Source organism: Agrococcus sp. Marseille-Q4369, from assembly GCF_018308945.1.
GTDB lineage: Bacteria > Actinomycetota > Actinomycetes > Actinomycetales > Microbacteriaceae > Agrococcus.
Window position 1 is genome coordinate 1,747,137 of sequence record NZ_CP070501.1, and the last position, 19,604, is coordinate 1,766,740.

General features: G+C 74.2%; 19 protein-coding genes. 5 read left to right on the forward strand and 14 right to left on the reverse strand.

Translation table 11 applies throughout. The features are described from left to right. Positions 1-133: 133 nt before the first annotated feature. The 6 genes from JSQ78_RS08740 to JSQ78_RS08765 all read right to left on the reverse strand — a co-directional run bounded on the left by JSQ78_RS08740 (position 134) and on the right by JSQ78_RS08765 (position 5,270). Positions 134-1,336 (reverse strand): hypothetical protein, encoded by a 1,203-nt coding sequence (locus JSQ78_RS08740; protein ID WP_211447046.1) that lies wholly within the window; start codon positions 1,334-1,336, stop codon positions 134-136. Between the two features lie 80 nt (positions 1,337-1,416). Further along, positions 1,417-1,851 carry a Fur family transcriptional regulator gene (locus tag JSQ78_RS08745; RefSeq protein ID WP_211447047.1) on the reverse strand — a complete coding sequence of 145 codons (435 nt, stop codon included), beginning with the start codon at positions 1,849-1,851 and terminating at the stop codon, positions 1,417-1,419. Beyond that, positions 1,848-2,669 (reverse strand): metal ABC transporter permease, encoded by an 822-nt coding sequence (locus JSQ78_RS08750; RefSeq protein ID WP_211447048.1) that lies wholly within the window; start codon positions 2,667-2,669, stop codon positions 1,848-1,850. Before JSQ78_RS08750 ends, JSQ78_RS08745 begins: the two co-directional genes overlap by 4 nt. Continuing rightward, complete coding sequence (locus JSQ78_RS08755) at positions 2,666-3,565, reverse strand: metal ABC transporter permease (RefSeq protein ID WP_211447049.1); 900 nt, start codon at positions 3,563-3,565, stop codon at positions 2,666-2,668. Before JSQ78_RS08755 ends, JSQ78_RS08750 begins: the two co-directional genes overlap by 4 nt. After that, a complete protein-coding gene (locus JSQ78_RS08760; protein WP_249295578.1) occupies positions 3,562-4,371 on the reverse strand; it encodes a metal ABC transporter ATP-binding protein in 810 nt (269 codons plus the stop codon). Before JSQ78_RS08760 ends, JSQ78_RS08755 begins: the two co-directional genes overlap by 4 nt. After that, complete coding sequence (locus tag JSQ78_RS08765; RefSeq protein ID WP_502756144.1) at positions 4,368-5,270, reverse strand: metal ABC transporter substrate-binding protein; 903 nt, start codon at positions 5,268-5,270, stop codon at positions 4,368-4,370. The genes JSQ78_RS08760 and JSQ78_RS08765 overlap by 4 nt, the downstream gene beginning before the upstream one ends. Before the next feature lie 244 nt (positions 5,271-5,514). Here JSQ78_RS08765 and nadE point away from each other — a divergent pair, with 244 nt between their 5' ends. Further along, entirely contained in the window at positions 5,515-6,372 is an 858-nt protein-coding gene (gene nadE, locus JSQ78_RS08770) for an NAD(+) synthase (protein WP_211447051.1), read from the forward strand. Here the strand turns inward: nadE and JSQ78_RS08775 are convergent, their stop codons facing one another. The 4 genes from JSQ78_RS08775 to JSQ78_RS08790 are packed head-to-tail and all read right to left on the reverse strand — an operon-like array spanning position 6,373 to position 10,886. Continuing rightward, positions 6,373-7,713 (reverse strand): dihydrolipoamide acetyltransferase family protein, encoded by a 1,341-nt coding sequence (locus JSQ78_RS08775; protein WP_211447053.1) that lies wholly within the window; start codon positions 7,711-7,713, stop codon positions 6,373-6,375. It abuts the gene before it with no gap. Between the two features lie 31 nt (positions 7,714-7,744). Beyond that, positions 7,745-8,707: an alpha-ketoacid dehydrogenase subunit beta gene (locus tag JSQ78_RS08780; protein WP_211450576.1), complete on the reverse strand. Its 963-nt coding sequence runs from the start codon at positions 8,705-8,707 to the stop codon at positions 7,745-7,747. Between the two features lie 14 nt (positions 8,708-8,721). After that, positions 8,722-9,831 (reverse strand): thiamine pyrophosphate-dependent enzyme, encoded by a 1,110-nt coding sequence (locus JSQ78_RS08785; protein WP_211447054.1) that lies wholly within the window; start codon positions 9,829-9,831, stop codon positions 8,722-8,724. Next, positions 9,828-10,886, reverse strand: coding sequence for a histidinol-phosphate transaminase (locus JSQ78_RS08790; protein ID WP_211447056.1), 1,059 nt, complete (start codon positions 10,884-10,886; stop codon positions 9,828-9,830). The genes JSQ78_RS08785 and JSQ78_RS08790 overlap by 4 nt, the downstream gene beginning before the upstream one ends. 60 nt (positions 10,887-10,946) lie before the next feature. On the opposite strand from JSQ78_RS08790, the gene JSQ78_RS08795 reads away from it, so the two are divergent. After that, positions 10,947-11,351 (forward strand): phage holin family protein, encoded by a 405-nt coding sequence (locus JSQ78_RS08795; protein WP_211447058.1) that lies wholly within the window; start codon positions 10,947-10,949, stop codon positions 11,349-11,351. Between the two features lie 6 nt (positions 11,352-11,357). On the opposite strand, the gene JSQ78_RS08800 is transcribed toward JSQ78_RS08795, so the two are convergent. The 4 genes from JSQ78_RS08800 to JSQ78_RS13845 are packed head-to-tail and all read right to left on the reverse strand — an operon-like array spanning position 11,358 to position 16,483. After that, a complete protein-coding gene (locus JSQ78_RS08800) occupies positions 11,358-13,733 on the reverse strand; it encodes a glycoside hydrolase family 65 protein (RefSeq protein WP_211447059.1) in 2,376 nt (791 codons plus the stop codon). After that, entirely contained in the window at positions 13,730-14,692 is a 963-nt protein-coding gene (locus JSQ78_RS08805; RefSeq protein ID WP_211447060.1) for a PfkB family carbohydrate kinase, read from the reverse strand. Before JSQ78_RS08805 ends, JSQ78_RS08800 begins: the two co-directional genes overlap by 4 nt. A 49-nt stretch (positions 14,693-14,741) precedes the next feature. Beyond that, positions 14,742-16,226 carry a serine/threonine-protein kinase gene (locus JSQ78_RS08810; RefSeq protein ID WP_249295580.1) on the reverse strand — a complete coding sequence of 495 codons (1,485 nt, stop codon included), beginning with the start codon at positions 16,224-16,226 and terminating at the stop codon, positions 14,742-14,744. Further along, positions 16,223-16,483 carry a hypothetical protein gene (locus JSQ78_RS13845; protein ID WP_249295582.1) on the reverse strand — a complete coding sequence of 87 codons (261 nt, stop codon included), beginning with the start codon at positions 16,481-16,483 and terminating at the stop codon, positions 16,223-16,225. The genes JSQ78_RS08810 and JSQ78_RS13845 overlap by 4 nt, the downstream gene beginning before the upstream one ends. Before the next feature lie 209 nt (positions 16,484-16,692). On the opposite strand from JSQ78_RS13845, the gene JSQ78_RS13850 reads away from it, so the two are divergent. The 3 genes from JSQ78_RS13850 to JSQ78_RS08825 are packed head-to-tail and all read left to right on the forward strand — an operon-like array spanning position 16,693 to position 19,566. Further along, complete coding sequence (locus JSQ78_RS13850) at positions 16,693-17,124, forward strand: low molecular weight protein-tyrosine-phosphatase (protein WP_502756145.1); 432 nt, start codon at positions 16,693-16,695, stop codon at positions 17,122-17,124. A 9-nt stretch (positions 17,125-17,133) separates the two neighbouring features. Beyond that, positions 17,134-18,513 carry an adenylosuccinate lyase gene (gene purB, locus JSQ78_RS08820; protein ID WP_211447063.1) on the forward strand — a complete coding sequence of 460 codons (1,380 nt, stop codon included), beginning with the start codon at positions 17,134-17,136 and terminating at the stop codon, positions 18,511-18,513. Positions 18,514-18,549: 36 nt separating this feature from the next. Then, entirely contained in the window at positions 18,550-19,566 is a 1,017-nt protein-coding gene (locus JSQ78_RS08825) for a zinc-binding dehydrogenase (protein ID WP_211447064.1), read from the forward strand. Positions 19,567-19,604 lie beyond the last annotated feature (38 nt).

A 19,604-nucleotide genomic window follows, 5' to 3' on the forward strand; every position in this document is an offset into this window, starting at 1 on the left:
TTGCCTGCACACGCCGAAGCCGAGCCTTTGAGGGGTTTGGAGGAGGCGTGCGCTGCGCGGCCGAGACCGCGCCAAGGGTCAATCGTACGCGATGCGGCGTGCTCGCGGCAAGACTCGCATCGTCGCGCCGCCGTCAGCGCTGGGGCGGGAAGACCGGCTGGCCGTCGGGACCCATCGGGAACGGCGTCCCGTCGGCGTACGTCGGCCAGGGCAGGAGCGGGCTCGACGCGGCATGCGGCGCCGGCTGCGGCACGGCCTGCGGCATCGGCTGCCCCGCGGTCGAGCCTGGGTGCATGGCGGCCGGGACCGGCGCTGCGCCGTGCGGCTCGGGCACGGGTCGCCGCTGGTGCTCACCGCGCGCCTCCGCCTCCTGCCAGTCGATGTTCCGGCGATTCCAGAACAGCAGCACCGTCACCGACGCCGCGAGCGCCGTCACGACGATCGCCGCGACCGTCGCGCGCCAGTACCACTCGGTCACGTCGAAGCCGAAGGCCTCGATCGCGAAGTGGAGCGTCAGCAGGATGCCGACGAGCCCGAGCAGCGCGGCCGCGACGAGCCCGATGATGCGCGCCATCTCAGCGCGGCCGCGCTCGCCGAGGGAGATGAGGCCCCACGCGCCGGCCGCCGCCGCGCGCACGACGAGGATCGTCAGCAGCGTGATGCCGAAGAGCTCGCCGAAGAGCCACTCGTCGTCCCACGGGTCGCCCTCGGCACCGCTGCCGCGCATCCAGATCGAGATCATGAGCACGGCGAGCAGGTAGATGTTCGCCGCGACCCCGATGATGAGCGGCGTCGACGAGCGCCGGGCGAGCGCGAGGTCGAGCGCGAGCAGGCCCGTGAAGGCGAGGAAGACGACGACCGTCCAGACGACGCGCGACGCCTGGCTCTCGAAGTCGCCGACGAAGATGAGCACGACCGTCACGAGCGTGACGATCGCGAGGAGGCAGATGCCGACGAACAGCACCGGCTGGATGCCGAAGACGCGGCGCGTCGGGCCCACGGGCGACGGCCGCTCGGGCCACGGCGACGGCGAGCTCGGCTGCCCGCTGTAGGGGTTCTCGACCGTGCCCGCGGCGGCGCGACCGCCCGCGGAGCCCGGGCCGTAGGGCATCGATGCCTGCGCGAGCGGCTCTCCGGAGGCTGAGCGCTGGTCGTAGGGGCCAGGCTCGGCCGGGCGGCGATCGGCCGGCGGCTCCTGCGACTGCGCGTGCTGCTGCTCGCGCTGCTGGATCTGCTGCAGGAGCGTCGGCTGCTCCTGCACGCTGCCGGGTCGGCGCGCACCGAAGGCACTGGGCTCGAACGCACTGGGCTCGAAGGCACTGGGCTGAGCGGTCACTGGGGCTCCCCTCGGTCTCGTCGAGACAGTCTCACATCGGGAGCGCCAGAGCGCGATGGGCAGAAGTCACCTGGGGAGGATCAGCGCGTGGCGCGACCCCGCGCGGCGCGCTCGGCCGCGCACTCGGCGCACAGGCCGAAGATGTCGACGACGTGGTCAGGCTCGACGAAGCCGTGCGCGGCGGCCACCTGACCCGCCCAGCGCTCGACCGCCGCCGCCTCGAGCTCGACGGTGCGGCCGCACGAGCGGCAGATGAGGTGGTGGTGGTGGGTCTTGGTGCACGCGCGGTAGAGCAGCTCGCCCGCCGACTGCAGCGCATCCGCCTCGCCGTCCTCCGCGAGCGCCGCGAGCGCCCGGTAGACCGTCGCGAGCCCGACCGTCGAGCCCGCCGCGCGCATCGTCTGGTGGAGCGCTTGCGCCGAGACGAACTCGTCGCTCGCCTCGAGGGCCTCGCGCACGGCCTCGCGCTGCTTCGTGCTGCGCCGGGGACCGGGGGCGGGAGCGGGGGCGGTCATGGTGTCCTCGTCTCGATCGTGCCACGCGGGCGGCGGGCGACCTCTGTCCAGATCCAGGCGAGGCCGTAGCAGGCTGCGGCCACGAGCGCGATCGTGCCGCCCGCAGCGAGCTCGAACCAGCGCGAGGCGAAGAGGCCGAGCACGCCGGACGCGATCGCGATGAGCGGCGCGACGACGAGCATCGCGCGCCAGTCGCGCACGACGAGGCGCGCGGCGGCGGCGGGCGCGACGATGAGCGCGACCCCGAGGATCGCGCCGACGACCGGCATGATCGCGACGACGGTCGCGGCGATGAGCGCGAGCGCGACCGCCTCGGGGATCCACGGGCGCAGCCCCGCTCGCCGATAGCCGCCCTCGTCGGCGCTCAAGAAGACGAGGTGCGGGCCGGCGATCGCCCACACGACGATCGCGACGGCGAGCAGCACCGCGGTGAGCGCGATGTCGGCGCCCGTGACGGCGAGCACCTGGCCGATGAGGAACGACTCGACGTCGATCGCGAGCGGGGTGAGCGACTGCAGCAGCGCGCCGAGCGCGAAGCCGGCGGTGAGCATGATGCCCGACGCGACCGCCGGGCCCTGCGAGCGGATGCGCCCGATGCCGACCGCGACCGCGACGAGCGCGACGGCCGCGACCGCCGCGCCGAGCGGGATCGAGACCCCGAGCATCGCCGCCGCGACGGCGCCGGGGAACGTCGCGTGGGTGAGCGACATCGTGAAGAAGGCGCGCTCACGCAGCACGACGAGCACGCCGACGACGCCGGCGAGGGCGCCGGCGAGCGTCACCTCGACGAGCGCCCGGGAGAAGAAGTCGAGCGTCACGACGCCGCCCCCGCCGTGCTCGCGGCGGGCGCCGCGCGCCTCGACGAGGCGCCGCGCGCGCCGCCGATCGCGAGCGCCACGAGGTAGCCCGCGATCATCGTGAGCGCGACGGTCGCGCCGGGGGCCGCATCCACGCCGAGCACCGCGAGCTGCACGACCGCCCAGAGCCCGAGCCAGCCCGTGACGGCGCCGAAGCCGATCGCGACGACCGCGGCCGCCGCGAGCGATCGGGTGAGGGCGCGCGCCGCCGCGGTCGGCACGATGACGACGGCGAGCGCGAGGAGCGTGCCGACCGAGGCGGATGCGGCGACCACGACGAGCGCGACCGCGACCGTGCCGACGACCTCGAGCGCGAGCACGGGGAGCCCCGCCCGACGCGCGCCCGCGGGATCGAAGGCCGCGTAGAGCTGCGGCCGCGCGGTCAGGGCGACGAGCAGCACCGCGACGCCGATGAGCGCGAGCGAGACGCCGAGGTCGGCCCACGTGATCGTGAGCAGCCGGCCGAAGAAGAAGTCGGAGAGGTTGCCCGTTCGGCCCCCGGATGCGGAGACGAGCACGACGCCGAGCGAGAAGAAGGAGGTGAGCACGATCGCGACCGCGGTGTCGCGCGGCTGCCCGCGGCGGGAGATGAGCGCGAGCACGACCGCCGCGACCACGGCCGCGCCGATCGCGCCGGGCATGAGCCCGGCCGCGCCGCCGAGCGCCGCACCGATCACGAGGCCCGGGAAGACCGCGTGCGTGAGGCCGTCCGTCGAGAACTCGAGCCGGCGGAGGTTCACGAGCACGCCGACGGTCCCCGCCGCGCTCGCGAGCGCGAGCAGCAGCAGGAGCGGCCGCCCCATGAACGGCACCGAGAACGGCGTGATCGGGTCGATGAGCGCCGCGACGGGCGTCATCGGGGCGGGACGCCCGCGGCGTCGTCGTCCTGCAGCAAGTGGTGGTGGTGGGCGCCGTGCGCGGCCTCGTGGTGCTCGGTCGTCGCGAGCGTGTGGCCGTCGATCTCCATCACGTGGCTCGCGAACGCGGCCTCGACGCGCTCGAGCGTGAGGACGCAACCGGTGTCGTCGAAGGCGATCTGCCGCCCGTTGACGAGCAGCGTGCGATCGCACACCGCGCGCGCGAGGTCGAGGTCGTGCGTCGTTATGACGAGGGCGACGCCCTGCGCCTTGAGGCGCCGCACCGTCTCGAGCAGCGCGTCGCGCGAGCCGTGGTCGAGGCCGTTGAACGGCTCGTCGAGCAGCAGCAGGCGCGGCTCACCCGCGAGCGCGCGAGCGAGGAGTGCGCGCTGGCGCTGCCCGCCCGAGAGGTCGCCGAAGCGCGTCGCGCGCTGCTCGGCCAGCCCGACCGCCTCGATCGCGTCGGCGACGATGCGCCGATCGGCACGCCCCGGCCACTTGAGGCCGAGGCGCGGCGTGCGGCCCATCGCGACGACCTGCTCGAGCGTGACGGGGAACGCCGGGTCGATCTCGCTCGACTGCGGCAGCGTGCCGATCTCGCCCTGCGCGCTCGGCACGCGGAACACGCGCGCCTCGTGCTGCGCGAGCCCGAGCAGGCCCGCGAGGAGCGTCGACTTGCCGGCGCCGTTCGGCCCGATGAGCGCGACCGCCTCGCCCGCGCGCACCTCGAACGAGACGCCCGAGAGCACCGGCGCTCCGCCGTAGCCGAAGGAGGCGTCGGCGATCTCGACGACGGGCTCGCTCACGAGAGCGATCCTGGCACCGGCAGCGGCTCGGCGCCCCACGCCGTCACGATCGCAGTCGTGTTGTGGAGCTGCGAGCCGATGTAGGTGCCGGTGGGGCTGCCCTCCGGGCCGAGCGCGTCGGCCGCGAGCGCGTCCTCCCCCTGCCGCAGCTCGACGCCCGCCTCGCGGGCGATCGTGGCGGCGAGCTGCGGGTCGATCGCGTTCTCGCTGAACACGACGGGCGTGCCCGTCGCGCGGATCTCGGCGACGAGGCCGTCGATGTGCGCGGCGCTCGCGTCGGCGCTGTCGTCGAGGCTCGGCAGCACCGTGCCGACCACCTGCACGTCGAAGGCCCGCTCGAGGTAGCCGAACGTGTCGTGCGTCGTGACGACGAGCCGCTCCTCGGCCGGCACCTGTTCGATCGAGCCGCGCATCCACGACTCGAGCTCGGCGAGCCGGTCGAGGTAGGCGGTGGCGGATGCGTCGATGTCGGCGGCGGGGTCTGCGGCGGTGACCGCGTCGCGGATGGCCTCCGCCTGGACGATCGCGTTGGCCGGGTCGGTCCAGACGTGGGGGTCGAACGCGCCGTGGTCGTGGCCCGCGTGGGCGTCGGGCTCGTGCGCGTGCTCGTGGTCGTGACCCTCGTGCGGGTCGTGACCGGCGGCGATGAGGTCGATGCCCTCGGAGGTGTCGACGAGCGTGCCCGCGAAGCCGGAGGCCTCGACCGTGCTGTCGAGCCAGTCCTCGAGGCCCGCGCCGTTGATGACGAGCAGGTCGGCGGAGGCGAGCGCCGCGAGCGCCGCGGGTCCGGGGTCGAAGCTGTGCGCCGAAGCGCCGGGGCGCAGCAGGCTCGTCACCTCCGTCCCATCGCCGACGACCTCGCGGGCGATGTCGGCGAGCTGCGTCGTGGTGGCGACGATCTCGAGCCGATCGTCGGCCGAGCCTGCCCCGGCGGCCGGGCCGGCGCATCCGGTCAGCATGAGGGCCGCCGCTCCGACGGTGCCGAGGAGGGCGGTGGTCTGCGTGGATCGCATGGGATTCCTGTCCAAGTGCGACGCCGTGCCGCACGCGTCGACGTTACGGCTTAGTGAGAACGATTGTCAATCTCGGTCGGGGTTCAGCGGACGTAGCACTCCGGAAACATCGCGAGCGTAGGCTCAGGCCATGGAGCGCATCCCCACCGGTACAGCCCAGTTCAAGATCATCGCCGCCCTCGGCTCCCGTCCCGAGATCGATGCGGCCGAGGAGATCGAGCGGCGCGTGCAGTTCCTCGCCGACTACCTCGCCGCGACCGGCGCGAAGGGCTTCGTGCTCGGGATCTCCGGCGGGCAGGACTCGACGCTCGCCGGACGCCTCGCCCAGCTCGCCGTCGAGCGTGCGCGGGAGGCCGGCGGCGAGGCGAGCTTCGTCGGCGTGCGGCTGCCCTACGGGGTGCAGCACGACGAGGACGACGCGCAGCTCGCGCTCGACTTCATCCGCGCGGATCGCGAGGTGACGGTCGACGTCAAGCCGGGGGTCGATGCGCTCGAGGCGTCGATCGAGGCGGGCGTCGGGGAGGTCGACGACTACCACAAGGGCAACGTCAAGGCGCGGGCGCGGATGATCGCGCAGTACGCGATCGGCGGCCAGCTCGGCATGCTCGTGATCGGCACCGACCACGCGGCCGAGGGCGTCACGGGCTTCTACACGAAGTACGGCGACGGCGGCGCCGACGTGCTGCCGCTCGCCGGCCTCACGAAGCGGCAGGGCAAGCAGCTGCTGCGCGAGCTCGGCGCCGCGGAGCGACTGTGGCAGAAGGCGCCGACCGCCGACCTGCTCGACGAGCGCCCCGGCCAGACGGACGAGGCCGAGCTCGGCCTCGCCTACGAGCAGATCGACGCGTTCCTCGAGGGGCGCGACGTCGAGCCCGAGGTCGCCGAGCAGATCGTCGACCGCTACACGCGCACCGAGCACAAGCGCCGCATGCCGGTGACGCCCGATGACGAGTGGTGGCGGCCGCAAGCGGGGCCGCTGTTCGACTAGTCAGTCGACGAGCAGCGCCGGCTCCTCGAGGATCGACGCGACGTCGGCGACGAAGCGGCTGATTACGTCGCCGTCGACCGCGCGGTGGTCGAAGGAGCCGCCGACGGTCGTGACCCAGCGCGGGCGCACCTCGCCATCGACGACCCACGGCTTCTGCCGGATCGCGCCGAGCGCGATGATGCCCGTCTCGCCGGGGTTGAGGATCGGCGTGCCGGTGTCCATCCCGAACACGCCGATGTTCGTGATCGTGAAGGTGCCGTGCTGCATGTCGACCGGCGGCGTACGGCCCTCGCGCGCCGTGAGCGTGAGCTGCTCGATCGCGCGCGCGAGGTCGACGAGCGAGAGGTCCTGCGCATCCTTGATGTTGGGCACGAGCAGCCCGCGCGGGGTCGCCGCGGCGATGCCGAGGTTGACGTAGCGGTGCACGACGAGCTCCTCGGGGGTGAACGTCGAGTTCACCTCCGGCGCGCGCTCGATCGCCCACAGGATCGCCTTCGCCATGACGAGCAGCGGCGAGACCTTCACGCCCGCGAAGCCGTCGGAGGCCTTGAGCCGCTTGACGAGCTCCATCGTGCGGGTCGCGTCGACCTCGGTGAAGACCGAGACGTGCGGCGCCGTGAACGCCGACTGGGCCATCGCCTGCGCGGTCGCCCTGCGCACGCCCTTGACCGGGATGCGCTCCTCGCGCCCGCCCGTCCAGGCGGCGCGCGCCGATGCGGCCGGCCGCGGAGCCTCCGCCGGCGCCTGCGCGGCGCGCTGCACGTCGTCGCGCGTCACGTCGCCGATCGGGCCGGTCGGCGTCACTTGCCGCAGGTCGACGCCGAGGTCCTTCGCGAGCTTCCGCACGGGTGGCTTGGCGAGCACGGGGGCGGATGCGTCGCGGGGCGCCGCGGGTCCGTCCGGCACCGCGGCGGCGGGCGCTGGCACCGCCGCGGGAGCGGCGGCCCGCGGCGCCGCCTGCGCCGGCGGCTCCTGGAGCGTGCGCGGCTTCCGGCGGCGCGTCTCGGCACCGCCCCGCACCCCGTAGCCGACGAGCACGGCGCCGCCCGAGGCATCCGGCTCGACCGTCTCCTCCGTCGGCGTGCCCGACTCGACCGCGTCGGGATCGCCGCCCGCGACGCGGATGATGGGCGTGCCGACCTCGACGGTCTGGCCCTGCTCGACGAGCAGCGCCTCGACCGTGCCCTCGAAGGGGCTCGGCAGCTCGACGAGCGACTTCGCCGTCTCGACCTCGAGCAGCACGTCGTTGACCGCGACGGTGTCGCCGGGGCGCACGCGCCACGAGACGATCTCGGCCTCGGTGAGGCCCTCGCCCGGGTCGGGCAGCCTGAACTCCTGCATCAGAGGGTCCTTCCGTCTCAGTGGGCTACGGTCAGTGCGCGAGCGCGCGGTCGACGGCCGCGAGCACCCGGTCGGCGTCGGGGAGGTAGACGTCCTCGAGCTGCGCGGGCGGGAACGGGGTGTCGAAGCCCGACACCCGCTGCACAGGCGCCTCGAGCGAGTAGAACGCGCGCTCGGCGATCGTCGCGGCGATCTCGGAGCCGACCGACGCGTGGCCGGGCGCCTCCTGCGCGACGACGACGCGACCGGTGCGCTCCGCCGAGGCGACGAGCGGCGCCCAGTCGATCGGCGAGAGCGAGCGGACGTCGACGACCTCGCAGCTCGTGCCCTCGCCGGCGGCGATCTCGGCGGCCTGCAGCAGCACGTGCACCATCGCGCCGTGGCCGATGAGCGTCACATCGGTGCCGGGGCGCGCGATCACCGCGTCGTGCAGCGCCGCCGTCGGCTCTGGCAGCACCTCGCCCTTCGTCCAGTACTTCGCCTTGGGCTCGAGGAAGACGACCGGATCGTCGCTCTCGATCGCCTGCCGGAGCATCCAGTGCGCGTCGTTCGCGGCCGAGGGGCTCACGACCCGCAGGCCCGCGGTGTGCGCGAAGTACGCCTCCGGGCTCTCCTGGTGGTGCTCGACGGCGCCGATGTGGCCGCCGTAGGGGATGCGGATGACGACCGGCATCGAGACGGCGCCGCGGTGGCGGGCGCGCATCTTCGCGAGCTGCGAGACGATCTGGTCGAAGCCGGGGTAGACGAAGCCGTCGAACTGGATCTCGATGACCGGGCGGTAGCCGCGCATCGCGAGCCCGATCGCCGTGCCGATGATGCCCGACTCGGCGAGCGGGGTGTCGAGCACGCGGCGGTCGCCGAACTCGGCGTGCAGCCCCTCGGTGACGCGGAAGACGCCGCCGAGCGGGCCGATGTCCTCGCCCATGAGCAGCACCGCGTCGTCGGCGCGCATCGCCTCGCGGAGCGCCGAGTTCAGCGCCTTCGCGATCGGCATGGTCTCACCGGCGCTCACGCGTCGCTCCCGAACGATGCCTCGAACGCCGCGAGCGCCGCCTTCTGCTCGGCGACGAGCGGATGCGGCTCGGCGTAGACGTGGTCGAAGATGTCGTCGCTCGCGGCGGCGGGCGCCTCGAGCGTGCGGCGGCGCATGTCGGCCGCCTCGTCGGCGGCCCGCTCGTCCTGCTCGGCGAGCGCCGCATCGTCGACGCCGAGCGAGCGGAGGTGGGCGGCGAGCCGCGCGATCGGATCGCGCCGCGCCCACGCCTCCTCCTCGTCGCGCGATCGGTAGCGGGTGGGGTCGTCGCTCGTCGTGTGGGCGCCCATGCGGTACGTGTCGGCCTCGACGTAGCCGGGGCGTCCCTGCCTGGCCTCGTCGAGCATCCGCCTCGACACCGCGAACGACGCGAGCGGATCGTTGCCGTCGACCCACGCGGACTCGAGGCCGAAGCCGCGGGCGCGCTCGTGGAGCGGGAAGCGGCTCTGCCGGGTCGAGGGCACCGAGATCGCCCACTTGTTGTTCTGCACGAAGAAGACGATCGGCGCGTCGTAGCTCGCGGCGAACACGAGCCCCTCGCTCGCATCGCCCTGGCTCGCGGCGCCGTCGCCGTAGAACGCCATCACCGCCTCGTCGGTGGCCGGGTCGCCCGTGCCGCTCGCGCCGTCGAGGCCGATGCCCATCGCGAAGCCGGTCGCGTGCAGCGCGTGCGTCGCGATCACGAGCGAGTAGATGCGCATGCCGGGCAGCTCCGTCGGGTTCCAGCCGCCGTGCGCGGCGCCGCGGAAGATGTCGATGATCTGCAGCATGTCGACGCCCCGGTGGAGCGCGATGAGGTGCTCGCGGTAGCTCGGGAAGAGCGTGTCCTGCGGCCTCGCGGCCCACGCGGCGCCGACCTGCGCGCCCTCCTGCCCGAGCGAGGGCACCCAGAGGCCGAGCTTGCCCTGCCGCTGCAGGTGGCCGGCCTCGATGTCGAAGCGGCGCGTGCGCAGCATCTCGCCGTGCATCGCGAGCCGGTCGTCGGTCGAGAGCTCGTCGGCGATCGTCCGCCACTGCTCGTTCTCGTCGCTGACGACCGCGTCGCCCGCCTCGTCGAGCAGGCGGATGGGCTGGATGCCGGTCACTGGAGCGCCTGGATCGCCTTCGCCGCCGCGACGACGTGCTCGTCGGCCTCGGGCTCGCCGATCGAGATGCGGGTGCCCTCGGGGAAGACCTTCGCGACGAGGAGGTGGTCGAAGAGGATGTCGTGGATGGCGTCCTCCTGGCCGGGCTGCGACGGCACCCAGACGAAGTTGCCGTGCGGTCGCGGCACCGGGACGCCCTCGTCGACGAGGCGCTGCCACAGCGCGTCGCGGTGCTCGACGACCTGCTGGATGCGGCCGAACGTCTCGTCGCGGTGCTCGAGCGCCGCGAGCGCCGCCGCGGCGCCGAGCGCCGTCTGCGAGAGCGGCACGCCCGTGAGGTCGGCGGCGCGGAGCACGGCAGGGTCGCCGACGGCGTAGCCGACGCGGAGGCCCGCGAGGCCGTACGCCTTGGAGAAGGTGCGCAGCACGACGAGGTTCTCGTGCTCGCGCTGGAGCGCGAGGCCGTCGGGGACCGGCTCGCGCACGAACTCGATGTAGGCCTCGTCGAGCATGACGAGCACGTCGTCGGGCACGCGCTCGAGCAGCGCCTCGAGCTCCGCAGGGCTCACGATCGTGCCGGTCGGATTGTTCGGGCTGCAGACGATGACGGCGCGCGTGCGCTCGGTGATGGCATCGGCCATCGCGGCGATGTCGTGGCGGTGGTCGGCGTCGACCGGCACCTCGACGGGCGTCGCGCCGCCCGTGCGGACGAACAGCGGGTAGGCGTCGAACGAGCGCCACGCGTAGACGACCTCGTCGCCGGGGCCCGCGACCGCGTGGATGAGCTGCTGCAGGAGCGAGGCGGAGCCGTCGCCGATGAGGATGCGCTCGGCGTCGACGCCGAGCTCCTCGGCGAGCTGCTGCTGGAGCTGCGGCGAGCCGGGGCGCGGGTAGCGGTTGACCCGCTCGGCCTCGCGCTGCACCGCCTCGACGACGGCCGGCAGCGGCGGGAAGGGGTTCTCGTTGCTGGAGAGCTTGAACCCGCCCTCGGGGGCCGGTCGCCCCTGCTGGTACGGCGGGACGGCAGCAATCTCGGGTCGAAGTCGCACGGTCACCGCCTCAGGCTATTGCGAGCGTCGACGCCCCGCTGGGATATGGGTGGAAGAATCGGCGGCATGCGATTCCTGCTGCGCGTCGTCTTCACCGCGATCGCGATCTGGCTCGTCACGCTCTTCGTGCCGGGCATCGAGATCGTGCCCTTCGGCGACGAGTGGTGGCACGTGGCGCTCACGACGCTCGGCGTCGCCCTCGTGTTCGCGGTCATCAACGCGACGATCGGCAACCTCATCCGGATCGTCGCGTTCCCGCTCTACATCCTCACGCTCGGGATCGTCGCGCTGTTCGTGAACGCGTTCCTGCTCATGATCGTCCACTGGATCTCGGAGGCCGTCGGCTTCGGCGTCCGGATCGAGTCGTTCTGGTGGGGGATGCTCGCGGCGGTGTGCATCGCGTTCCTCACGTGGCTCATCACGATCGTCATGCGGCCCGTGGTGGGCAAGGAGCGTCCGCGCGAGAGGTAGGGGCGCCTACGCCGGATCCCCGAGCGCCTCGCGGAACGGCCGCGGCGTCCGGTGCCGCGGCTGCGTCGGCCGCTCGCCCCGCACGACGAGCGGCGCCGTCGGAGAGCTGATCGACTCGCCGGGCGTGAGCTCGAGCTCGTCGCCGAAGTGGCGCACCGTCACCGGTTCGCCGTCCTCGAGCCGGTAGGTCGACTGCTCGGGCAGGATCTCGATCCTCAGCACGCGGCCGTGCACGCGGATGCCGAAGGCGATCCGGGTGATGCCGGGCGGCAGCCTGGGCGCGAAGGAGAGGCCGCCCTCCCCCTCGCGCATGCCGCCGAAGCCCGCCGTGATCGCGAGCCACACGCCCGCGAGCGACGCGAGGTGCACCCCCGCATCCGCATCACCCTGCAGGTCGTCGAGGTCGATCGTCGCCGCCTCGGCGAGGTAGTCGGCGGCGAGCTCGAGGTGGCCGAGCTCGGCGGCGAGCACGGCTTGCGGCACGGCGGAGAGCGACGAGTCGCGCACCGTGAGCGGCTCGTAGTAGGCGAAGGCGCGCGCCTTCTCGTCGAGCGTGAACGCGTCGTGGGCGAACAGCAGGGCGAGCACGAGGTCGGCCTGCTTCACGACCTGCTTGCGGTAGAGCTCGACGTAGGGGAAGTGCTCCTGCAGCGGGTACTCGTCGGCGCCCGTGCCCTCGAAGTCCCAGCGCGCCTGCTCGGTCCACCGCGCAGCCTGCGGGTGCACGCCGCGGCGCTCGTCGAAGGGCACGACCATCGCGGCGGCGGCCGCCTCCCACGCCGCGATCTCGACGTCGGCGACGCCGAGCCGCGCGGCGACGTCGAGGTGCCGGCGCGCGACGACCGCCGCGCCCTCGAGGTTCCGCCGCGCCATGAGGTTCGTGTAGACGTTGTCGTCGGCGAGCGCCGAGTACTCGTCGGGCCCCGTCACGCCGTCGAGGTGGAAGCCGCCCTCGGCGTCGCGGCGGCCGAGCGAGAGCCAGAGCCGCGCGGTCTCGACGAGGATCTCGAGACCCGCCTCGCGCTCGAACCGGGTGTCGCGCGTCGAGCGGACGTAGTGCAGCACCGCGGCCGCGACGTCGGCGTTCACGTGGAACGCGGCCGTGCTCGCCGGCCAGTAGCCCGAGCTCTCGCGCCCGTCGATCGTGCGCCAGGCGAAGGTCGCGCCGCCGAGCCGCAAGTGCGCCGCTCGCTCCCTCGCGTGGTCGAGCGTCGCGTGCCGCCACCGGAGCGCTTGCGCGGCCGCCTCCGGCAGGGTCGACGTCAGCACCGGCAGCACGAACGCCTCGAAGTCCCAGAAGGTGTGCCCCTCGTAGCCCTTGCCCGTGAGGCCCTTGCCGGGCACGGAGCGCAGCTCGAGCCGCACCGCCGACTGGAAGACGTGGAAGAGCGCGAACCGCACGGCCTGCTGCAGCCGCGGGCTGCCGTCGATCTCGACGTCGACGCACGCCCAGTGCTCGTCGAGCCGAGCACGCTGGCCTGCGGCGAGCCCCGCCCAGCCTTCGCGCAGCGCGTCGTCGACCGCCGCCTCGGCGCGGGCGCGGAGCGTCGCCGGCGCGAGATCGGCCGACCACTCGTGGCCGACGAGCTTCACGACCTCGAGCCGCTCGCCGGGTTCCAGCTCGGCGACGATCGTCGTGCGGGCGAGGTCGTCGGATGCGTCGGTCGAGACCGAGGGCGCGGCGGCGCCGGCGCGCTCGACGACGTGGTGCATCGCGACCGCGACCCCGAGCCGGCTGCGGCGCGTGCGGTGCAGGAGCGTCGCGGCCGCCCCGCGGGCGTCGTGCCCGACCGGCTCGAGCGGCCGCTCGAGCGCGTCCTGCACGCGCGGATCGGGATGCACGTCCTCGAGACCCTCGTTCGCGAGCAGCTCGGACTGCAGCGTGATGCGAGCGGGGGCGTCGACGGCCTCGACGACGCAGCGCACCGCGGCGATCGAGCGGTGCGTGAAGGAGACGAGCCGCTCGGTGGTGAACCGCACCGCGCGGCCGGCGGGCGAGGTCCACTCGACCTCGCGGCGGAGCGTGCCGGCGCGCAGGTCGAGCCGCTGCTCGTGCCGGGAGAGCGTGCCCGAGCGGACGTCGAAGGGCTCGTCGTCGACGAGCAGCCGGACGAGCTGCCCGTCGGCCACGTTGACGACGCTCTGACCCACCTCCGGGTAGCCGTAGCCCTCCTCGGCGTACGGCATCGGACGCTCCTCGAACACGCCGTTCAGGTAGCTGCCGGGCTCGCCGCGCGGGTCGCCCTCGTCGAGATTGCCGCGCCACCCGATGTGCCCGTTCGAGAGCGCGAAGAGCGACTCGCGGTGCGCGAGCCGGTCGACGTCGACGCCGTCGAGGCCGAGGCTCCACGGCTCGACGTCGAAGCCGAGCGGTCCGGTCATTCCTGCTCCGCCGGCGGCGAAAGCTCGGGGTGGCCGCCGAGCCGCTGCACGGTCGAGCCCGCCGCCTCGGACGCGATCTCGCCGATGCGGCCGGGCTCGGCTCCGAGGAGCAGGCCAGCGACAATGCCTGCCACGAACGCGTCGCCACCGCCCGTCGGGTCGACGACCCGCTGCTCGACGTGCGGCAGGAAGCGCTCGCCGCCCGACCAGCACACGAGGTCGCCCTCGTCGGGCACCGCGAGCGCCACGATGCGGGCGCCGCGGCCGAGCAGCCCCTCGGCGGCGCGGCGCACATCGTCGCGCGTCGCGACCTCGACGCCCGTGAGGATCGACGCCTCGGCCGCATCGGCGCGCACGACGTCGGCGACCGAGAGCAGCTCGTCGCGCTCGTCGCCCTCGATCGCGCCGTCGAGCACGATGCGGGCGCCGCCCTCGAACGCGAAGCGGGCCGCGCGCACGAGCGCGTCGGCAGGCTGCTGCAGCTGCAGCACCACGACGTCGGCGCCGGCGAGCGCGGCCTCGGCGGCGTCGATGTCGGCGGGCGTCAGCTGCGACTCCGGGGTGACGTGCTCGAGCAGGCGCCGCTCGCCCTCGCCGGTGACGACGTCGACGAGCAGCGCGGTGTCGCCGCGCCGCGCGACGTGCGCGACGTCGATGCCGGCTGCCACCGCCTCGCGCCGCCCGGACTCGCCGGGGGCGTCGTCGCCGAGCACCGCGACGAGCGCGACGGCGGCGCTCGGGTGCAGCTGCCGCACGCCGACGGCGATGTTGGCGCCCTTGCCGCCCAGGCGCTCGATGCGCTCCTCGACGACGGCGCTGCCGCCGGCGGCGGGGAGGTCGTCCGCGCGCAGCACGAGATCGCGCGCGGCGTGCCCGACCACCACGACGGTGGGCTGCCGGGTCTCGGGCTGCCGGGTCTCGGGCTGCTGTCGGCTCTCGGGCGATCGCTGCTCGTCCACGCGTCGACGATAGTGAGCGCGCCCCGATGTCGGCTGGGCACGGGCCGCATCATCCCCGCTCGAGCGCGACGTCGTGGGCGGCGACGCCGCGGCCGCCCGCGGTCGCCTCGGCGAGGTGCTGCTGCCAGTGCGCGACGACGAAGTCGTCGGTCGTCTTCAGGGTCGTGAGGTACTCGGCGCGCGAGTGCCGGGCGAGGGCGCCCGCTCCGTGGCCCCCCGCGCTCTCCAGCAGCACGGTCGTCGGGCCCGCGCCGTCGGCGATGCCGTCGCTCGCCGCCACGAGGTCGCCCTCGTGCGCGACGCTCAGCACCGCGACGCCGGGCGGGAGCTCGGCCGTCGCGACCGGCCCGGCGATCAGCAGCGCCGTCTCGACGCGGAAGCGACCGCTCGCCGCGACGTTCGCGACCGCACCCGCGCCCTGCGAGTAGCCGAACACGTCGACGGGGTCGTCGGGACCGACGCCGGCCGCCTCCATCGCTTCGACCACCGCTCGATCCGAGCCGAGCAGCGCGCGGGGCGTGGAGGCGGCGTTCTCGACGTTCGCGAGGTCGTCGAGCCCGACGTCCTGCGTGCCGTCGACGAAGACCTGGAACCGGCGCGAGCCGTCGGGCATGCGGTGCTCGTGGATCGACACCTGTCCCGGCTGGTCCCGGATGACCCGCATCGCCGCGGCGGGCGTCGAGACGGGCGCGCGGGGCGGCGTCGACGGGGTGAGGGCGGCGACGCGCACGGGTCGCACGCCGCCCCCGACCCGGGTCGCGATCACGGCGCCGCCGACGAGGCCCGCGAGCAGCTCGTCCTGCCCCACGGTCGACTCGATCGCGCGTGCCGTGCCGACCGGCACCCCGAGGAACCCCGCGAGCGCCTCGTCGCTCGACTCGACCGCGAGCGCGAGCGCCGTCACGAACGCGGGGTTCGCGAGCAGCGACTCGCCCGCGCGATCCCAGAACGCGGACGCCTGCGCGAGGAACGGGTCGACGGCTCGGCCGGCGCGCTCCGCGAGCGCGGTGACGGCGGCGGCCTGCGCGGGGTGGAGCGCCGCGAGCCTGGCAGCGAGCGGCACCGCGACGAGGCCGACGAGCAGCGCGCCGCCCACACCGGCCGCGAGCGCCGGGCCCCACAGCCCGACGGTGCTGAGCGCGGCGCCGAACGCCGCGCCGACGAGCGCTCGCGCGCCGACTCCCGCGGCGTAGGCGGCGCCGCCGGCGAGCTCCTCGACCGCGCGCAGCACGGCATCCGAGGCGAGCTCGTACGCGCGGCCGGCGAGCATGGTGTCGTCGTGGAGCCGCTCGAGGTCGACGACGAGCGCCTCCGCCGCGTCGAGCCGGAGCTCGAGCTCCGCCGCGCACGAGCGGAGGGCGGCGACGCTCACGCCCGGCGCCGCCGAGAGCCGCAGATCGGGCGCCGAGCGGAGCGCGAGCGCAGCACCCCGCACGCGCCACTCCGCCTCGCGGAGCCGTGCGCAGGCGACGCCCGTCACCGTGCTGTCCCACGCGACAGGAGCTGAGGCCTTGGTCGCGGTGCCGGCGCTCACAGCGCTCCCTCGATCGACAGCACGAGCATCGCGAGCTCGTGCTCCTCGGCCGCGAGCCGCTCGCGCAGCCGACGGCAGCGCTCGTCGAACGCCTCCCGGGCGGGACCGAGCCAATCGCCCTGCCCGCGCAGGACGACGGTGTCGGCCGCGTCGCGCATCCGCGCCCGCGCTCGTCGCACCGCGTGCTGCGCGGCCCGTGCCTCGTCGACCGCGCGAGCGCGCATGGCCGCCGCAGCCGCATCCGTCGTCATCGTCATCGCCGCTCCCTCCGCCGTGGGCGGCACGATCGCACCCGCGATCTGCCGCTCGGGCGGCGCGAGCGCTCGCCTGTGGAGAACCGGCGGCGCCCGCGCGGCCGGTGCGCCGCATCCGCCAGAATGGGCGGGTGACGATCGAACGGGAGCTCGCCGATGCGACGCGCTTCCGCGTCTGCTTCGTCTGCACCGGCAACATCTGCCGCTCGCCGATGGCGGCGACGGTCTTCGAGCAGCTCGCGAAGCGGCACGGGCTCGCCGACCGGCTGCTCGTCGCGAGCGCCGGCATCAGCGACTACCACGTGGGCGAGACGGCCGACGCGCGCACGCTCCGCACCCTCGTCGACGCGGGCTACGACGCCCGCGCCCACCGCGCGAAGGAGTTCAGCGCCGACTGGCTCGACACCTTCGACCTCGTGATCGCCTTCGACCGCGGGCAGGAGCGGGCGCTCCGCTCGCTCGCGCGCGACGAGGAGCAGCGCTCGAAGATCCGGCTGCTGCTGTCGTTCGACCCCGACGCGACCGTGCCCGACGTGCCCGACCCCTACTACTCGGAGGACGCCTTCTTCGGCACCGTCCTCCGCCAGATCGAGATCGCGGTCGGCCGGCTGTTCCGCCAGATCCAGCCAGCCCTCCGCGCCTGAAGGAGCCCCATGACGATGCCCGCCCAGCCCCTCTCCCCGCTCGACGGCCGCTACCAGCGGCAGGTCGCGGGACTCTCTGAGCACCTCTCCGAGGCGGGCCTCAACCGCGCGCGCGTGCACGTCGAGGTCGAGTGGCTGCTGTGGGTCGCCGAGCACGGGCTCTTCGGCGCGAGCCCGGTCGAGGCGAGCGAGGCGGATGCGCTGCGGCAGTGGGCGGCGGGCTTCGGCCAGGAGGAGATCGACTGGCTCGCCGAGAAGGAGGCCGTCACCCGGCACGACGTCAAGGCGGTCGAGTACCTCGTGCGCGACCGGCTCGCGCACCTGGGGCTCGAGCGGCTCTCGGAAGCCGTGCACATCGCGTGCACGAGCGAGGACATCAACAACCTCTCCTACGCGCTCACGGTGCGCGCGGCCGTGCACGACGTGTGGCTGCCGGCGCTCCGCGCGGTGATCGACCGGCTGCGCGAGCTCGCGCTCGAGCAGCGCGACCGGCCCATGCTCTCGCTCACGCACGGCCAGCCGGCCACTCCGACGACGCTCGGCAAGGAGCTCGCGGTCGTCGCGTGGCGGCTCGAGCGGCAGGCGACGCGCATCGCGGGCGTCCCGGTGCTCGGCAAGTTCGCGGGCGCGACCGGCACCTTCTCGGCCCACGTCGTGGCCGAGCCCGACGCCGACTGGCCCGCCACCGCATCCGCCTTCGTCGCCTCGCTCGGCCTCACCTGGAACCCGCTCACGACGCAGATCGAGTCGCACGACTGGCAGGCCGAGCTCTTCGGCGCGATCTCGCACGCCGGCCGGATCCTGCACAACCTCGCGACCGACGTGTGGACCTACATCATGCTCGGCGCGTTCACGCAGATCCCCGTCGCGGGCGCGACCGGCTCGTCGACGATGCCGCACAAGATCAACCCCATCCGCTTCGAGAACGCCGAGGCGAACCTCGAGATCGCGTCGGCGCTGCTCGAGTCGCTCTCGGCGACGCTCGTGACGAGCCGGCTGCAGCGCGACCTCACCGACTCGTCGACGCAGCGCAACATCGGCGTCGCGCTCGGGCACTCGCTGCTCGCGCTCGACAACCTGCGGCGCGGGCTCGGCGAGATCGCCGTCTCCGACGCGGCGCTCGACGCCGCGCTCGAGGGCAACTGGGAGGTGCTGGCCGAGGCGATCCAGACGGTGATCCGCGCCGAGGTGCTCGCCGGCCGGTCGCAGATCGACGACCCCTACGCGCAGCTCAAGGAGCTCACGCGAGGCCAGCGCGTCGGGCAGGCGGAGCTCGTCGCCTTCGTCGACGGACTCGACATCTCCGAGGGCGCGAAGGAGCGGCTGCGCCGCCTCACGCCGCACACCTACACGGGGCTCGCGAGCGAGCTGGTCGACCGGCTGCCGTAGCCAGGCGCACTCAGCCGCGCGTGCCAGGCTGAGGGCATGCGAGCGACGATCCTGCATGCGCCCGGCGACATCCGCGTCGAGGAGTGGGCCGACCCGACGATCGAGCGGCCGACCGACGCGATCGTGCGCGTCGTCGCGGGCTGCGTGTGCGGCTCCGACCTGTGGTCGTACCGCGGCGTCAACGACGTGCCCGAGCCGCGCACGGTCGGCCACGAGGCGATCGGCGTCGTCGAGGCGATCGGCGCCGGCGTCGAGCGCGTGCGCGAGGGCGACTTCGTCATCGTGCCCTTCAACCACTGCTGCGGCCGCTGCGTGCACTGCCTCGCGGGCCAGACCCAGGGATGCGTCGAGCTCGCGATGACGGCGAGCGGCCAGGCCGAGCTCACCCGGGTGACGAACGCCGACGCGACGTGCTTCGTGCTCGACGAGGCGCCCTCGCCCGACCGGCACGCGGCGGTGCTCGCGCTGAGCGACGTGCTGCCGACCGGCTACCACGCGGCCGTCTCGGCGGGCGTGACGCCCGGCTCGACCGCGGTCGTCGTCGGCGACGGCGCCGTGGGGCTCTGCGGCGTGCTCTCGGCCCAGCGGCTCGGCGCGGAGCGCATCATCGCGCTCTCGCGCAATCCCGAGCGGCAGCGGCTCGCGACCGCGTTCGGCGCGACCGACCTCGTCGCGGAGCGCGGCGACGCCGCTGTCGCTGCGGTGCTCGAGCTCACGGACGGCGTCGGGGCGGATGCGGTGCTCGAGTGCGTGGGGACCGAGGAGTCGATGACGACGGCGTTCGAGGCCGCCCGACCCGGCGCCACCGTCGGCTTCGTCGGCGTCCCGCACGGCGCAGCCGTGCCGTGGCGGGTCGCCTTCCGCGGCAACGTGGGCCTCCGGGGCGGCATGGCCCCCGTCATCCGGTACCTGCCGGAGCTCGTGCCGGCCGTGCTCTCGGGCGAGCTCGACGCATCCGCCGTCTTCGACCTCGAGCTCCCGCTCGACGAGGCCGCCGAGGCCTACCGCGCGATGGACGAGCGCCGCGCGGTGAAGTCGCTGCTGCGCCCCTGAAGCGACTGACGACGGAGGCCCGCGCCGGTCGGAACCGG

What these genes read in the sequence shown, in the direction of transcription:
- nadE (WP_211447051.1), top strand. Translation starts at nt 5,515, where the DNA reads ATGGAGCGCATCCCCACCGGTACAGCCCAGTTCAAGATCATCGCCGCC.
- JSQ78_RS13845 (WP_249295582.1), bottom strand. Translation starts at nt 16,483, where the DNA reads ATGACGATGACGACGGATGCGGCTGCGGCGGCCATGCGCGCTCGCGCG.
- JSQ78_RS08745 (WP_211447047.1), bottom strand. Translation starts at nt 1,851, where the DNA reads ATGACCGCCCCCGCTCCCGCCCCCGGTCCCCGGCGCAGCACGAAGCAG.
- JSQ78_RS08775 (WP_211447053.1), bottom strand. Translation starts at nt 7,713, where the DNA reads ATGCAGGAGTTCAGGCTGCCCGACCCGGGCGAGGGCCTCACCGAGGCC.
- JSQ78_RS13850 (WP_502756145.1), top strand. Translation starts at nt 16,693, where the DNA reads ATGGCGGCGACGGTCTTCGAGCAGCTCGCGAAGCGGCACGGGCTCGCC.
- JSQ78_RS08780 (WP_211450576.1), bottom strand. Translation starts at nt 8,707, where the DNA reads ATGCCGATCGCGAAGGCGCTGAACTCGGCGCTCCGCGAGGCGATGCGC.
- purB (WP_211447063.1), top strand. Translation starts at nt 17,134, where the DNA reads ATGACGATGCCCGCCCAGCCCCTCTCCCCGCTCGACGGCCGCTACCAG.
- JSQ78_RS08800 (WP_211447059.1), bottom strand. Translation starts at nt 13,733, where the DNA reads ATGACCGGACCGCTCGGCTTCGACGTCGAGCCGTGGAGCCTCGGCCTC.
- JSQ78_RS08795 (WP_211447058.1), top strand. Translation starts at nt 10,947, where the DNA reads ATGCGATTCCTGCTGCGCGTCGTCTTCACCGCGATCGCGATCTGGCTC.
- JSQ78_RS08825 (WP_211447064.1), top strand. Translation starts at nt 18,550, where the DNA reads ATGCGAGCGACGATCCTGCATGCGCCCGGCGACATCCGCGTCGAGGAG.
- JSQ78_RS08755 (WP_211447049.1), bottom strand. Translation starts at nt 3,565, where the DNA reads ATGACGCCCGTCGCGGCGCTCATCGACCCGATCACGCCGTTCTCGGTG.